General features: G+C 48.2%; 14 protein-coding genes. 9 read left to right on the top strand and 5 right to left on the bottom strand.

The window, feature by feature from the left end:
- The first annotated feature begins 121 nt into the window (after positions 1–121).
- Both NH568_RS00570 and NH568_RS00565 read left to right on the top strand, forming a co-directional pair.
- Positions 122–1,957 carry a choice-of-anchor I family protein gene (locus NH568_RS00570; RefSeq protein WP_253043758.1) on the top strand — a complete coding sequence of 612 codons (1,836 nt, stop codon included), beginning with the start codon at positions 122–124 and terminating at the stop codon, positions 1,955–1,957.
- A 79-nt stretch (positions 1,958–2,036) separates the two neighbouring features.
- Positions 2,037–3,047 (top strand): ATP-dependent 6-phosphofructokinase, encoded by a 1,011-nt coding sequence (locus NH568_RS00565; RefSeq protein WP_253043753.1) that lies wholly within the window; start codon positions 2,037–2,039, stop codon positions 3,045–3,047.
- Here the strand turns inward: NH568_RS00565 and nhaD are convergent.
- Both nhaD and NH568_RS00555 read right to left on the bottom strand, forming a co-directional pair.
- Entirely contained in the window at positions 3,027–4,424 is a 1,398-nt protein-coding gene (gene nhaD / locus NH568_RS00560) for a sodium:proton antiporter NhaD (protein ID WP_253044496.1), read from the bottom strand. The genes NH568_RS00565 and nhaD overlap by 21 nt on opposite strands.
- A 281-nt stretch (positions 4,425–4,705) precedes the next feature.
- Positions 4,706–5,647 carry a DUF368 domain-containing protein gene (locus NH568_RS00555; RefSeq protein ID WP_253043749.1) on the bottom strand — a complete coding sequence of 314 codons (942 nt, stop codon included), beginning with the start codon at positions 5,645–5,647 and terminating at the stop codon, positions 4,706–4,708.
- Between the two features lie 136 nt (positions 5,648–5,783).
- Here NH568_RS00555 and NH568_RS00550 point away from each other — a divergent pair, with 136 nt between their 5' ends.
- On the top strand, positions 5,784–6,653 hold the full coding sequence (locus tag NH568_RS00550; RefSeq protein ID WP_253043747.1) for a DUF3530 family protein: 870 nt from the start codon (positions 5,784–5,786) through the stop codon (positions 6,651–6,653).
- A 247-nt stretch (positions 6,654–6,900) separates the two neighbouring features.
- On the opposite strand, the gene djlA is transcribed toward NH568_RS00550, so the two are convergent.
- The 3 genes from djlA to NH568_RS00535 are packed head-to-tail and all read right to left on the bottom strand — an operon-like array spanning position 6,901 to position 9,462.
- A complete protein-coding gene (gene djlA, locus NH568_RS00545; RefSeq protein ID WP_253043744.1) occupies positions 6,901–7,770 on the bottom strand; it encodes a co-chaperone DjlA in 870 nt (289 codons plus the stop codon).
- On the bottom strand, positions 7,760–8,437 hold the full coding sequence (murU, locus tag NH568_RS00540; RefSeq protein WP_253043742.1) for an N-acetylmuramate alpha-1-phosphate uridylyltransferase MurU: 678 nt from the start codon (positions 8,435–8,437) through the stop codon (positions 7,760–7,762). Before murU ends, djlA begins: the two co-directional genes overlap by 11 nt.
- Positions 8,434–9,462 carry a phosphotransferase gene (locus NH568_RS00535; protein WP_253043739.1) on the bottom strand — a complete coding sequence of 343 codons (1,029 nt, stop codon included), beginning with the start codon at positions 9,460–9,462 and terminating at the stop codon, positions 8,434–8,436. The genes murU and NH568_RS00535 overlap by 4 nt, the downstream gene beginning before the upstream one ends.
- Before the next feature lie 97 nt (positions 9,463–9,559).
- Between NH568_RS00535 and lptD the strand changes: the two genes are divergently transcribed.
- Genes lptD through NH568_RS00505 form a run of 6 tightly spaced genes read left to right on the top strand, consistent with a single transcriptional unit; the run spans position 9,560 to position 16,122 of the window.
- Complete coding sequence (lptD, locus tag NH568_RS00530) at positions 9,560–11,842, top strand: LPS assembly protein LptD (protein ID WP_253043737.1); 2,283 nt, start codon at positions 9,560–9,562, stop codon at positions 11,840–11,842.
- 14 nt (positions 11,843–11,856) lie between these two features.
- Positions 11,857–13,143, top strand: a complete 1,287-nt coding sequence (gene surA / locus NH568_RS00525; RefSeq protein ID WP_253043735.1) for a peptidylprolyl isomerase SurA — start codon at positions 11,857–11,859, stop codon at positions 13,141–13,143.
- Between the two features lie 13 nt (positions 13,144–13,156).
- Positions 13,157–14,149, top strand: coding sequence for a 4-hydroxythreonine-4-phosphate dehydrogenase PdxA (pdxA, locus tag NH568_RS00520; protein ID WP_253043732.1), 993 nt, complete (start codon positions 13,157–13,159; stop codon positions 14,147–14,149).
- Entirely contained in the window at positions 14,146–14,952 is an 807-nt protein-coding gene (gene rsmA, locus NH568_RS00515) for a 16S rRNA (adenine(1518)-N(6)/adenine(1519)-N(6))-dimethyltransferase RsmA (RefSeq protein WP_253043728.1), read from the top strand. Before pdxA ends, rsmA begins: the two co-directional genes overlap by 4 nt.
- A complete protein-coding gene (apaG, locus tag NH568_RS00510; protein ID WP_054014194.1) occupies positions 14,936–15,325 on the top strand; it encodes a Co2+/Mg2+ efflux protein ApaG in 390 nt (129 codons plus the stop codon). The genes rsmA and apaG overlap by 17 nt, the downstream gene beginning before the upstream one ends.
- Entirely contained in the window at positions 15,325–16,122 is a 798-nt protein-coding gene (locus NH568_RS00505; RefSeq protein WP_253043726.1) for a symmetrical bis(5'-nucleosyl)-tetraphosphatase, read from the top strand. Before apaG ends, NH568_RS00505 begins: the two co-directional genes overlap by 1 nt.
- Positions 16,123–16,234 lie beyond the last annotated feature (112 nt).

Raw genomic sequence — 16,234 nt, 5'->3', positions numbered from 1 at the left:
TCCCTCGCACTGAGTGCGAGGGCCATTTTACACGCCCTTCCCCAAAATCACACCATTGTCATTCTGATGTCAATTATCCCTGATTTAATTACAGTGATTTTCTCAACTCAGAATAAAGACAATGAAAAAAACACTGATCTCTTTAACGCTGCTTGGCTTGCTAAGCGGATGTAGCCTGGATGGCGATGACGGACAAGCAGGAACGCAAGGCGAACAAGGTATACAGGGCGAAGCCGGTAAAACAGGTGAGACCGGAGAAAAAGGCGCACAAGGCGAAACCGGTTCTCAGGGTCAGCAAGGTGAGACTGGCGTGACGATGACTGGCACGCTGTCTGCCCAATTAGTGGGCCGTGCCGTGCTCAATGTAGAGAGCCCTGAAGGGGCAGCAGAAATTGTCGCCTATCATGCCCCCAGCCAACGTATCTTTGCATTGGACAGCTCTGGCGATAGCCCGAAAATCGCGGTGATCCCGACCACACAAATTGATGCTGCTAAACTTATTCAGGATAATGAGGGGGTCGTCACAAACACCAATCTGGATGTCACTCAGACCATTGCAGTTAATGAGGTCGTCGCTGCAGACGCTAACAGCCTGGCAATCCATGGGGATATGCTCGCCGTAGCAATGGCTCGCGCCACCGGACAAACCGGGTTTGTGCTTGTTTATAATATCGCTGCTGAACAACCAAAGCTGCTGAAAACCGTTGAGGTAGGTTACCTGCCAGATATGGTCACCTTCAACCAGGATGGCAGCAAGATACTCGTCGCAAACGAAGGTGAACCAGCCGGAGACTATAGTGTGGACCCGCAAGGCAGCATCGCCATTATTGATATTAATGATGGTCAGGTTGCCGATCAGGCCACACTACTGGGTTTCGAAGCATATAATGACAAACAAGCTCAGTTACAGGCACAAGGCGTAGTATTTGCCAACCCAACCGGACGTACCATCAAAGGGCAGGCAATCAATACCAGTGTTGCGATGGATCTGGAGCCAGAATACGTTACCGTCAGCAAAGACAACCGCTATGCCTATGTCTCGCTACAAGAAAACAATGCGCTCGCCATTGTTGACCTAAGTGACAACTCACTAACTATAAAGGGTTTAGGTTACAAAGATTGGGGCAACTGGAGTATGGATGCATCGGATAAAGACGGAGGCATCAATCTGCGTAAATACCCGGGGCTCTACGGTATGTACCAGCCTGACTCCATCGCCGCCTACGATTGGCTGGGTGCCAACTTCATCGTGACCGCAAACGAAGGTGACGGGCGAGAATACTTCTTCCCGGCAGCCAGTGAAGCTGAATGTACAGCTAACGGTGGATTAGACTTTGATGAGGACGATGGCTGCCTGGCTTATACGGATGAAATTCGCGCCAAAGACCTCACCTTGGCCGGGAACTTTAGCGGTGTAAACAACGACAACGATGACTTGGGTCGCCTCAAAGTGACCACAGTGATGGGCGACGAGGACAATGATGGTCAGTATGAGCGTCTGTATACTTACGGCGCTCGTTCTTTCTCAATCTGGGATCATCGGGGTACTCGCGTATTCGACTCGGGGGACGAGATAGTACGGATCACCACCGCATTACATGGTGAACAGTTTAATAACGATGAAGATACCAATGAAGGCGACACTCGCTCAGATGCTAAGGGCGCAGAGCCCGAAGCACTGGCTTTGGGACAGATAGGTGAGCGCACTTATGCCTTTGTTGGACTAGAGCGTATGGGCAGTATCTTAGTCTATGACATCACCAATCCGTTTAATGTCACCTTTACCACCTACCTGATCAACCGGGGACTAGAAGAAGGCGCTGACATCTCGGGCGATCTGGCACCAGAAGGTATGGTCTTTGTCAGTGCTGAACACAGCCCGACAAGTACACCTTTACTGATTGTTGGTAATGAAATCTCGGGCAGCATTGCCATCTGGTCACTCATCCAGAAATAAGTGCCTTATCTTGTACTGTGACTGCACAGTGCTGTACATTAATCTATGTGTATAGTTCAGTCACAGTACAAGGATCTTAATGACCAAAATTGCGTTACTCACCAGCGGGGGCGATGCGCCCGGTATGAACGCCGCTGTCCGTGCCATAGTACATAGTTGCCAGCACCATCAATATGAGTGCATCGGTTTTTTCCATGGCTACAATGGCCTGCTAAACGATGAGTGGCAAACCCTGACACATCGTGATGTTAGCAACGTACTGCAGTTTGGTGGCACCCTGTTAAAAAGTGCGCGCTGTCCCGCAATGTGCACCCCTGACGGCCCAAAACAAGCGGCTAATACTCTCAGAAAACATCAAGTCGATGCACTGATAGTCATTGGTGGCGACGGCTCCTTCCGTGGGCTCGAAGCGATTAAAGCACACTGGCAAGGGCTGGTAATCGGACTACCCGGCACCATAGATAATGACCTGGCAGGCTCAGATAACACAATCGGCTTTGCCACAGCGGTCACAACGGCCACTCATGCAATCGACAAGATCCGCGATACCGCAAACGCGTTTGAACGCGTGTTTATTGTTGAAGTAATGGGCAGACACAGCGGACATATTGCTTTCAATGTCGGGCTGGCGACGGGCGCTGAAGCCATTTTGTCGTTCGAGAATTGTGATCCTACCAATATCGCACCACAACTGGCACAACTGATTGCTCAAATTCGGATTCAGCAGCAACACAACCATGAGAGTTTTGTCATAGTGTTAGCAGAAAATCTCTGGCCAGGCGGGCCTGAAGCCCTGAAAACACAGCTGTCCGAGCAAGCGGGTATTGATAGCGCAGTCTGTGTGCTTGGTCATATCCAGCGTGGTGGCAGCCCTGCCCCTGAAGACAGGCTGCTTGCTACCGAGTTAGGGTTAGCGGCCGTCAATGCCGTCGCCAACAACCGAGATCGGGTTATGATAGGGAAACAAGGAAACCAGATACAGGAGGTCCCCTTGTCGTATGCAATCAGCGCCGCCAAACCGGTTGATGGCCGCTGGGTTGAGGCACACAGTGATATCTTAACGGAGTATCTAATCAAACACCGTGAATAGTTCGGCATTGAGCCACAAATGAACTAAAATACTCGCAGCATATCCCAGTGCAATGACAGGCGTCCATTTCAGATGACCAAAAAAGGTGTAGTAGCCTCGCGCCTGTCCCATTAACGCCACACCCGCCGCGGAGCCGATGGAAAGCAAACTGCCACCAACCCCGGCAGTTAGCGTGATGAGTAACCACTGACCATGCGACATGTCAGGCTGCATGGATAACACGGCAAACATCACCGGGATATTATCAACAACCGCAGACACAACACCTAAAAAGACATTGGCTGCCGTGGCAGACCATCCCCCATAGAGCAGCTCCGACATCAGGCTCAGATAGCCCAGAAAGCCCAGTCCACCAACACACATTACAATGCCATAGAAAAACAGCAAGGTATCCCATTCAGCCCGTGACACCTTAGCGAACACATCGAATGGCACCACATTGCCCAGCGCCTTGAGACGCTCCTGATCACCGGCCTGCTCTGCTTCGGCCCGCTTGCGGTCGAGTGAGTTAGGCAAGGTAGTCCGCAAAAAATAGCCAAAAAACTGCAGATATCCAAGTCCCATCATCATGCCCAGCACGGGCGGCAGATGTAACAGGCTATGACAGGAGACCGCGGTGGCGATGGTGATCAGGAAAAGTACCATGATGCGCCGCGCGCCGCGCTTCAGCTCTACCACTTCATCACTGGCGGCTGGCTTTTTATTTTTTACAAACAAACTCATAATGAGCGCCGGCACCAGATAGTTTGCCAGCGCAGGGAAGAACAATGAGAAGAATTCGGCAAAATGGACAATACCAGCCTGCCAGACCATCAAGGTGGTAATGTCTCCAAACGGGCTGAAAGCGCCTCCTGCATTTGCCGCCACTACGATATTAATACAACTAAGGTTAATAAACTCCTTGTCACCCTGCCCCACTTTCATTGCCACTGCACACATTAACAAAGCTGTTGTCAGGTTGTCTGCAATCGGTGATATCACAAAGGCAAGAAACCCACTGAGCCAGAATAATGTGCGAAAGTTAAAGCCCCGGCGCACCATCCACACGCGCAAGGCATCGAATAGTCGCCGCTCTTCCATCGCATTGATGTAAGTCATTGCAACTAACAGAAACAACATTAACTCAGAGAACTCAAGTAGATTATGCCGAAAGGCATGCTCTGTCAGTTCGGGGATATCATTCATGACGTAGTAACCGCCAATCATCATCCAGATCAATCCGGCCGCTACCAGCACAGGCTTAGACTTACGCATGTGGAGCTTTTCTTCCAGCATGACCAGGATATACGCCAATACAAAAATGGCGATGCAGAACCAGCCCAGCATGGCTGAGGTAAGATCAACAGGTGTTGCAACGTGATTCGCCGCAGCCGCCATGGCTGCAGGATGGCAGAGCAGAGTAGCTAAGGCGAGCAGAACATAAAGCGAGTTTTTCATTAGTTATCAGGTCCGAAACGAGGTTAAAACATGGTTAATTTTAGCGCGGCTACTTGATAGCATATTTTTCACACGACCTACATTCGACACAAGTCTAGACCCCACGTCTGATTGAGTTAGTTAACGCCCCGCAGACAACAAAAAACGGGTGTATGAACAGCGTCACACACCCGCATGATACAATGATGAAATTTTATCAGTTGACCAAAAAAACAGGTCGACTATGCGTCTCGGTTACTGATCCACTCAATGGCTAGGATCAGCACTAAACCAGCAACGGCGAGCAACACACACCCCAGCACGTAAGGGTCCTGGCCTGATATTTGGGCGAACTCAGCCGGCAATATATTTTGCTGAGTCAGAGGTTTTTCAATCCCTTTTGAATTGGTATACGTCGTCAGCACCTGTTTCCAGGGCCAAAGTAGATTCAAAGATCCCAGTAAAAAGCCACACAACAGCGCAAACGTCACTTGCTCAAAACGGCTTAGCAGCCAAGATAATAGACGCGAAAACGCCATCAAACCAACCACACACCCACTCAGGAACAAGGTAATCAATAGTATCTCAACCTCATTGACCGCACTCAGTACATGACCATACATACCTAGCAGCAACAGAATAAAACTCCCTGAAATGCCTGGCAAAATCATCGCACAAATGGCTATGGCGCCTGCAGCAAAATAGTACCAGGTTTGTGGCACTGCTTCCGCGGGCGCCATAGAAGTTATGACATACGCAATGGCTGCACCGACGAGGCAGGCTGTCACCGTACGCCAGTCCCAACGGGAAACCTGCTTACCAACATGAATAAAAGACGCAATGATAAGACCAAAAAAGAATGACCAGACAAATAATTGGTGATGCTCTAGCAAGTAAGTAATGAGCTTAGCCAAAGAAGCGGCACTGGTTAGCAGGCCCGCAAATAACACCAGTAAAAAGGTACCGTCGATATGTCGCCACGCTGCCTGCAACCCGTCCGAGCGAAGCGTTTTGATGGCGTCGAGGTTGACACTTTTAATGGCGCCAAGCAAACGCGCATAAATACCGGTTATAAATGCGATGGTTCCGCCAGACACACCCGGCACCACATCGGCGGCCCCCATGCCAGCCCCTTTAAAAAACAACCAAATAAAATCACGTTTGGTTTCAGTCTTATTGCTCAAAGCCTTCTCCATTGTTTTTTTCCGGCACGAGTTTACCGAAATTTTATGACGCTGCACATAGCAGCAAACAGATTAAACTCAAGCTTTACAATAAATAGCCGATACAGATGCAATAGAGTCTTAAAGTGCATAAGCTATGTTTAAATATTCCCTGTTGTCACTCATAATCAGCCTCATAGCAGGCATTTGTTTTAGCGCTTTCAGCACGTTTTCACTGGCTGCAGAACTCCAGCCACCTCCCAGCAAATCGTCCTTATTTGATAGCGACTTGCGCTACTGGCTGAGTAGTGAAAAGCTGCTGACTATCAAAGATGAAGAACAAGAAATAGCCGTGTTATTTTCGGAATATATGGCCGCGCCAAAACGCGGTATTATCGTGTTACTGCCGGGACTCGAACAAAGCCCTTTATACAATAACGGCTTAAGCTACTTACACCAGACACTCACGGACGATGGGTACGATACTTACACACTGCCAGTTCCGGATCTTACCGAGGGCAATGATATTACACAGGGCATGATGGACGGTGAACCCAATGAAGTTAAAAGCACTGCAATCCCGGTACTCAGTGAATTTGCATTGGACAATTACAAAGCCGCGTTAGTCGCCCGTTTTGAGGCACTCTATAAAACACTGGCACTGCGTCAGCAAGAACATATTGCGATTGTGGCATTTGGCAACAGTGCGGGACTTTTTGCGGAATATCTGGCGACCCTGCCCAGTATTCGCGTTGACGCCCTGATCACGGTCAGCGCGCAATTAGCCAATGCACAGCGCAACAGCCATTTACCTGCCAGTTTGTCTTTGGTTGCTCCCGCATTGCTGGATGTGTTCTATACCTTTGACAGTCCACTGGTGCTGGATACCATTGACGAGCGTAAACGCTGGGCCAGACGTAACAGTAAACTCGACTATCGTCAAAGAGAGCTGTTCGGTGAGCAGCACCAGCCAATGCAACATCAGCGGCTACGCAAAGAACTTACGGGCTTTTTGCGCCGTCTATAATCCGATGCTTAGCAGCTGTGTTTCAACAGCGCACTGGCTGCTACGGGTAATATTATACTTTGACTCTTTAACCTAACAAGCGTACTTAGCTGCTGCGTTTTTGTTTCAGTAGCTCATAAGCTGTGGCTGGTAATATTACTTTGACTCTTTAACCTAACAAGCGTACTTAGCTGCTGCGTTTTTGTTTCAGTAGCTCATAAGCTGTAGCTGGTAATATTACTTTGACTCTTTAACCTAACAAGCGTACTTAGCTGCTGCGTTTTTGTTTCAGTAGCTCATAAGCTGATTGAATACTCTGACTCTTGCGCTTGGCAATTTCCATCATATGCTCAGGCAGACCCTGAGAAACCAGTTTGTCAGGGTGATGTTGTGCCATCAGCTTGCGATAGGCACGCTTGATATCTTTGTCCGAAGCGCCATCACCCAATCCCAAGACTGCCAGCGCCTCACTGCGAGACACCATCGACTGCTGAGTTGCCCCGGAGGAGCTGCGTTGTTGTCTTTGCTGCCCCTGACTCTGCCGTTGCTGAGACTGCCACTGAGCACGCTGCTGTCGAAACCGGAATTCGGCCTGATAACGCTTAAGTAAAAAGCTAAACTGAGTCTGGGAAATCCCAAGATATTTACTCACCTCACGTAACAGAACCTGCTCCTGCTCCGAGACATGCCCGTCAGAAAAGGCCATTTGAATTTGGATTTCCAGAAACAACTGCAACAGGTCATAGCGTCTGGCAAAGGCTTCTCTGACCTCGCGAACCGAGTCTTTGATAGAAAAGTCGCTTTCCTTACCTGCACGAAAAGCATGCTGTGCCTCGCGCCGATCATCGCCGGCCAACCCCATTTCATCCATAAAGGCCGTCGCAGCACGGATATGGACCTCGCTGACTCTGCCATTAGATTTAGCAATATGTCCCATCACAGAAAAGCAGCTCGAAAAAAACAAAGCCTGGCGCTCACTGAGATCATCACCGTTCAAAAAGCCCTGAAACCCGCCTACCTTGTCGAAATCCTGTCTGAGGCTTTTATCGAATAAATGACCCAGATAAAAGCCCAGTACCGCGCCCAGCCATTTGCCAAATAAAAAACCAAACCCTGTGCCTAATAACTTACCCCACATGCGCCTGCTCCACGGCATTGTTGATCTGTTTTAAGCGCTCTGGAGTTCCTATGTCATACCACTGTCCCAAAAAGAGCTCCGTCGAAACCTGCCCCTGCGCCAGCCCCTCTTTGAGCATAGGACCCAAAGCTAAGAACTGTTCTTCAACATCACTGAAAAAGTCTTTATGGTACAGTCCGATTCCTGCAAACGTATACGCCTGTGTGTCGGCGTTTAGGTGGGCAAGAGGAAAGTCTCCTTGTGGGTTGTGAGGAGGGTTTTCTACCAACACAAGGTGCGCCTCGCCTGGTAACAAATGCAGACGAGACAGATCATGCACAGCATAGTCTGTAAAAATATCACCATTAATCACGAGAAATACATCTTCGTCTTCACATAACAGAGGCAAGGCCCGAACGATCCCCCCTGCGGTTTCCAACCCGCCTTCAGGCTCTTCGGAATATTGAATGGACACGCCATACGCGCTGCCATCACCAAAATATTCACGTATCTTGTCACCCTGCCAGGCCAGATTGATCACGACACGGGTGATCCCAGCCTGTACCAGACGTATCAGATGGTGCTCCAGTAAGGGCTTTCCCGCTACTTCCAGCATAGGCTTTGGCATCATCGCCGTCAGTGGCATCATACGCTTGCCCCGGCCAGCGGCCAAAATCATTGCTTTCATTTACATTGTTCCAGCTTTGCTTTTACCAGAGGTATTATCTCGGATTGTACACAAGTTGCAAGCCACTGAAATGTATCAACACATTTTGCCGCGTCATAAATATATTGTAGTGTCGGCAGGATATTCTGTAAGTAACCAGGTTTGCCATCACGGAGATACAAGCGCGCAAATATCCCGGCCGCCTTGAGGTGTCGCTGTAACCCAGTCAGCGCGAATTGCTGCTGATAGTCTGTATAGCACTTACTGGCAAGCAGCCCGGCCTTGTTGAGTACATCAAAACTGTACCGTTGCAGATGCTCAAACTGATCTTCTGGCAAGGTGTGATAACAATCCTTCAGTAACGAAACCGCATCGTAGCAAGCGGGCCCCTGAACAGCATCCTGATAGTCTATGACTACCCATTGCTGTTTGTGCCACATAATGTTTCGGCTGTGAAAGTCCCGGTGCATAGTCACTTGAGTCTGCTCAAGCATGGCAGAAGTCAGTGTTTCTTTCAAAGCGCACCACTGCTCCAGCCAAATCTCATTAGTTTCATAACCCAGCCAGTGAGTAAGTAGCCACTCACTAAAAATATCCAGTTCCATATCAATAAAAGCTGCATCATAAGGCTTCATATGGGGACTTTCTGGAAGTCGAGCGATGTCAGGTAGCATCTCTATTAACGTCTCATAGTATCCTAGTGCGTCCTGATACGCGTCCAACCTGTCAGCCAAATGCTCTGTGCCCAAATCCTCTAACAGCACAAAACCAAGTGCACAATCTGCTGCCATGATTTGCGGTACACGCACAGCACCTTTACTGAACAACGCATTCAATTCAACAAATGCCTGAACGTTGCCCACCTCAGGCGCGACATCTAATAAAATTATTCTACTTTGCTCATGGGTGATGCGAAAATAGCGGCGAAAACTGGCATCTCCATCAAGGGCAGAAACCTGCTCCGGGACAGCATTATAATACTGATGCAAAAAGGCCGCTCTGGCTTGTGCGCGCAGCACAGCCTTGGGTGACAGGTTTTGGGTCATTTTTCTTACTATTTCCTATTCTTAACTACTGTAATTAACACGCTTTTCATTTATTATGTCTGGCTTGAAAATGAATTTCGGCAAACAAGGTTGATAAATGAGCAAAGCTTGGGGCCTTTTCGTGCTTCCCCTAATCAGTACAGCGACTTTTGCTAATTCGAACATTGATGGCCTTCAGTGTAAAGACTACTTTCAGCCTAAAAACTGGCAACCTGTCGCTGACCTGCCTGGTGGCGCCATCGACATTAAGTCTGATAATGTTGAGTTGCAGGGAGTCGAGAGCGCTGAGTTTAGCGGAAACGTTGTGATCAGCTCCAATGTCATGAGCTTGTCCGCTCAGGCAGCATTGATAGACAAGCAGCAAGGGCTACTCAATGCTACCGGTCCACTTGTATTTCAGGATGAGTATACGCTGGTCAACAGTACAGGCATGTTTGCCAATTTAAAAGAGTATGAATTCAGCCTGCTGGGTGCCGATTACTGGCTTACCCAGCAAAACGGCCACGGCAGTGCCGAAAAACTGCATGCGACCAGCACCCAGGTTGACCTGCTTAATTCTAGCTTTACCACCTGCCCGGGAGAAACCCCGTTCTGGTCAATAGAAGCCAGTAGTATTGTTATGAATCGTGACAGCGGCTGGGGTGAAACGCACAACACAATCCTGAAAATACTGGATACGCCGATAGTCTATGTGCCTTATTTTACTTTCCCCATTGACAATCGCAGAAAATCGGGGGTACTCGCTCCGACTATCAGCAGCTCAAGTCAACGCGGCTTAGGGGTTGCTATTCCCTATTACATAAATCTGGCACCAAACTACGACGCAACCATCACGCCCAGATATATGTCTAAAAAAGGCACACAGCTCATTTCTGAGTTCCGTTATCTAACCAGACAACATCAAGGTCAGCTTGCCATCGAGTTTTTAGAGCAGGATGATTCAGCAAAACAGCTTGATGAGCGGTATTTAGTCAACTGGACGCAAAATAGCTATTTTGACGAAAACTGGCGCGCCAGTGTCGACATTACTAACGTCAGTGATGATGCCTATATTTCAGATTTAGATTCTAAATATGCCAATGAAACAGACACCCAACTTTATCGTACCGGGCAACTCAGTTATCTTGGAGACGAGTGGGCCATTGATCTAAAAGTACAAAACTTTGAGGTATTGGGTAATCACACAGAATCATATGCGGTGCTGCCACAGCTCACCATTAACAATGTCTCGCGTAATTTCCAGGGCTTCAACTGGGGGCTGACGGGTCAAATTAGTCACTTTACAAACGATGAATTAACCGTCACCGATGCAACCCGCATACACCTGGAACCCAGTGTGTCTTATGACTACAGCGCCTATGCTTGGTCATTTGCGTCGAACTTAAGCCTGATGCACACCTATTATGAGCAGGACGGTGGCGACGCTTTTTCGCAATCACAGTACAAAAAGTCAGTATCTCGTACTTTACCTAAACTACGCCTGCACGGTCAGTTAAATCTGGAGCGTCAAACAAACTTCGTTCTCGAACAAGGTACCCAAACATTGGAGCCTCAAATCCAGTATTTGTATACCCCGAAAAAGGACCAGTCAGGTATTGCATTGTATGACACAATCAAAATGCAGGATGACTTTTTTGGACTATTCCGTGAACAACGTTTTTCTGGTGTAGATTTTATCGCTCAGGCAAACCAATTTACCCTTGGGGCAACCACTCGCTTGTTCGACAGCAATAATAGTGAACGTTTCAATTTTAGCATGGGACAAATCATCTATTTAAGTGACTCGGCTAAACCGACTGAACAATCACTGGAAACCAATGCGCTCGCTCAGGATAGCCAAGAATTTGGCAGTAAGAATTATAATGCCTTGTTTGCCGCAGAGAGTATGCTTCACTGGCATCGCCGTTGGTATTTTTCCGCGGGTCTGCAGTATGATGCGGATGAAAAAGAGCTGATCCAGTCTCACATGACGCTAGACTACCGTGGCAGTAACAAAAAATTAGTTCAATTGAACCATCACTATGCCAGTGATGTCTCAGGATATGAAATCGATCAAATCGGCCTGTTTAGCAGTTTACCCATAGATGAAAACTGGCAACTGGTTGCCAGCTATCACCGTGACCTGACGGCAAGCCGAAGCGTTGAAGTGTTTGCCGGACTGCAGTACGAATCGTGCTGCTGGGCTATCCGCATCACAGGAAAACGCCAAATACAAACGGATCTCAATCAAACGATATCACGTGATGACGCTATTTTTGACACAAGCTTTGGTATCAATTTTGTGTTAAAAGGGTTAGGCAGCAAATCAAGATATGATGCTAGCCAGTTACTACGTTCGGGTATCTTTGGTTACCGCAGACCGTTCTTTTTAAATAATTAACAACAAAGACTCTTATGAATTTAAAAAAGCTGTTATTAGTTCCAATATTAAGTATGACGCTGGCACAGCCGGTATGGGCTGAGCGTATCCAGTTGGACAAAGTAGTCGCGACGGTTAACGACGGCGTGGTGTTAAAAAGTGAAGTAGACAAAATACTCAAGCGTGTGAAAGAACAAGCTGAACAACAAAATACAGAGCTCCCCTCTGATAAGGTTTTGCGTATTCAGGCCGTTGAAAAGCTGATTGATCAAGTGCTAATGCAGCAAATGGCAGACCGCATGGGAATGGAAATCTCTGACGCCCAGCTAGATCAAACACTGGCCAGCATGGCCAAAGATCAGGGTGGCACAATCTCAGATCTGCGTAATTCAATCGAGGCCGCAGGTGAAAGCTTCCAGGCGTATCGAGAAGAGATCCGTACCGAAATCATGGTTTCTCAGGTACAGCGTGCCGCCGTAGATCGCCGCATTTATATCAGCCCGCAGGAAATTGCTAACCTGCAGAAAATTTTAGCGGAGCAAACGGGTCAGTCAGAAGAGTATGACATAGGCCACATACTGATCAAAATTGACAGTAAAGCAAACCCGGAAGACATAGAAGATGCCCGTGAACGCGCTGAAAAGGTAATTGAATTCCTTGGTGAAGGTAAAGAATTCAAGCGCATCGCCATTGCTTCATCTAGTGGCGCAAAAGCACTCGATGGCGGACAACTTGGCTGGATGGGCATCAATGAAATGCCAACCTTGTTTGCTGAGGCGGTAAAAGGCAAGAAGAAAGATGACATCATCGGTCCGCTGCGCTCTGGTGCTGGTTTCCATATCCTGAAAGTTCAGGATATCCGTGGTCGTCAGGTAGTTGAACGGGTTGAGGTGCGCTCTCGCCACATCCTGATCAAGCCATCCATTATTCTCAGTGAAGAAAAAGCGCGTGATACACTCGCTGGATTTGCCGCCGACCTCCGTGAAGGCAAAGCCGATTTTGCCGCGCTTGCAAAAGAGCACTCTGAAGATCCAGGTTCAGCGCTGAAAGGCGGTGAGTACGACTGGACGGACCCGACTACCTATGCCCCTGCGTTTCGCGACGCTTTGCTATCTCTGGAACAAAATGAGATAAGTGAACCATTCAGAAGTAGTTTTGGCTGGCACATTGTACAGTTGCTTGACAAACGCGTTGCTGATAAAACAGAGCAAGCAAAGGCAAATCGTGCCCACCAACTTCTGTTTCGTCGTAAGTTTAAAGAAGAGAGCTTTAAGTGGATGCGCGAAATGCGCGAACAGGCACACGTAGAAGTAATCGACTAATAGAAGAACTAAAATGAGTTTAAGAATCGCAATCACCCCTGGTGAACCGGCAGGGATAGGACCAGATCTGGTCATCAAACTTGCGCAACACGACTGGCCAGCTCAGCTGGTCGCCGTTGTTGATAAAGACATCATGCTACAGCGTGCCCGGGAGCTAGATACGACAATTAAGCTCATTCCGTTTGATCCCACAGCCCCAGCCACACCAGCACCAGCTGGCAGCATCTATTACCTTCAGGTAGACAAAGGCTGCGCTGTCACCGCCGGGGAGCTGGACGAACGCAATGGCCAGTATGTGTTGGATACCCTCAGAATTGCCTCTGAAAAAAATATGGATGGCACGTTTGATGCGGTCGTCACCGGGCCCGTTCACAAAGGGATCATTAATCGCGCTGGTATTTCTTTTAGTGGTCATACTGAGTATTTTGCTCAGCAATCTAACACGCCTGATGTGGTCATGATGTTGGCTACCGAGGGACTACGTGTGGCGCTTGTTACGACCCATATTCCCCTTGCATATGTTTCTAAAGCGATTACCCATGACAGACTTACTAAGGTTGCACACATTCTCTACCAAGACTTGCAAACCAAGTTTGGGATTGAGCAACCACATGTGCTGGTGTGTGGATTAAACCCGCACGCGGGTGAAGGTGGTCACCTGGGCAATGAAGAAATTGATACCATAGAGCCGGTCCTGGCTGAACTCAATGCGCAGGGGATGCATTTTGTTGGTCCATTACCCGCAGATACTCTGTTTCAGGCGAAATACCTCGAAAATACCGATGCAGTATTGGCAATGTATCACGATCAGGGCTTACCTGTGTTAAAATACAAAGGATTTGGCAATTCGGTAAATATTACCCTTGGATTGCCCTTTATCCGCACTTCTGTTGATCACGGCACTGCACTTGATCTTGCCGCCAGCGGCAACGCAGAAGTCGGTAGTTTCGAATTAGCGATCCGCGAAGCAATTAAGCTCGCCACCGAGAAAACACAGAGTTCATGACAGATAAAGTACATTTGGGCCATCGAGCCCGTAAACGCTTCGGCCAAAACTTCCTTAACGACAGCAATATCATCGATAAGATTGTCACGGCCATCGATCCAAAGCCCGGAGACAATCTGGTAGAGATAGGCCCAGGCTTGGGCGCCATCACTGAGCCCGTTGTTGAACTGAGTGACCAGCTAACTGTTGTGGAACTAGATCGCGATCTGGCCGAGCGCCTGATCCATCACCCTTTTATGGGCTCTAAACTGACTGTGCACCAGGGCGATGCCATGAAGTTTGATTTTTCTTCGCTGCTTAAAGGCGACGAGAAATTAAAGATTTTTGGTAACCTCCCCTATAACGTTTCTACCCCACTGCTTTTTCATTTATTTGAATTTGCGGATCAGGTTGAGCACATGCATTTCATGCTGCAAAAAGAAGTTGTGAATCGTATGGTTGCCGGCCCGGGCTCAAAAGCCTACGGCCGCTTGAGTGTCATGACGCAATACTATTGCCACGCAATTCCTGTGATCCAAGTACCACCAACGTGCTTTAAACCTGCGCCGAAAGTGGATTCTGCTGTAGTAAGACTGATCCCTAAAGAGGCACAACAACGTAGTGCAAAAAGTACCAAAGTGCTTAATACCGTGTGTCTGGAAGCTTTTAACCAAAGACGCAAGACGCTACGCAACAGCTTGTCTAACCTGATGACAGCCGAGCAACTGAGTGATCTTGGGATCGACCCGGGTTTGCGTGCCGAGAATATTTCCCTTTCGCAATTTATTGAGATAGCAAACTGGATCTATGACAACAAAGAGTGAGATCGGCTCACCGATCAAAGTAGCTGTAGAGACCTTCTACGTTGAAGGTCAATCTCAGCCAGAAAAAGACAAATACGTCTTTGCTTATACCATTACCATTAAAAATCACAGCTTGTGCAATGCCAAACTGGAAAGCCGTTACTGGCTGATCACCGACGCCAATGGCAAAGAAACCGAGGTCGAAGGTGATGGTGTAGTCGGCGAACAGCCAACTATCCGTCCGGGAGAGAGCTACCAATACACCAGCGGTGCGGTATTGGATACGCCCGTTGGTACCATGGAAGGCTACTATGTAATGCGCAACGAATTTGGTACCGAGTTTCGGGCACCTATTCAGGTATTCAGGCTCAGTCGTCCGGATATCCTGCACTAATGGCCAATTATGTGGTCGGTGACCTGCAAGGCTGCTTTGCACCACTAAAGCAGCTATTACAGGAGGTGGCCTTTAATCCCGCCCGTGACCACCTTTATCTGGTTGGTGACATCGTTGCCCGGGGTCCCGATTCTCTCGGCTGCCTTGACTTTGTATTTCGCCATCAGGATTGCATGACAGTTACGCTTGGCAACCACGACTTACACCTCATCTGCAATGTATTACTTGGTAACACCCCAAACCCTAAAGACAAACTTGATGACTTATATAAGCACAGCAAATTGCCAGAATACCTGCGCTTTTTAAGCAGTCAGCCATTGTGTGTCTACCTGGAAAAATATCGTACCTTTATCTCCCATGCGGGCATTCATCCCGATTGGCAGATTGAGCACGCTCTGGCACTGGGGCAATGGGCACAACAAAAGTATATGGGCAGTGAGGCCAGCCAGTTTCTGCCCGCCATGTATGGGAAAGAGTCACGTCTGGTATTAGAAAAAGATGAACAAAGCCGTTTTAATACCATAGTCAATGTGTTTACCAGAATGCGCTTTCTGACTGCTCAGTGGCATCTTGATTTTGACAATAAAGGCACACTGGATGATGCCGGAGATCTGCGTCCCTGGTTTACTCATCCTCGCTTTCAAAGCGACCCGCATCGTTATGTGTTTGGTCACTGGGCTGCCTTACAAGGCATCACCCACACCCCAAATGTCACCGCTTTAGATACAGGGTGTGTATGGGGTGGACCGATGACCTTGCTTGATTTAGACAGAAATGAGCAAATTTCGAGCAATTAACTGTTTCTCAGCCGATTTTACTGAATTTTGAATTCACATCTGCTATAAAATACTTAACTATCGCGCAATAAATCCGATAAGCATTCATTCAGCTTTAATTTGATGGTACCCG

Source organism: Pseudoalteromonas sp. XMcav2-N, assembly GCF_024124545.1.
Taxonomy (GTDB): Bacteria; Pseudomonadota; Gammaproteobacteria; order Enterobacterales; family Alteromonadaceae; genus Pseudoalteromonas.
This window is presented reverse-complemented; position numbering and strand designations above follow the sequence as displayed.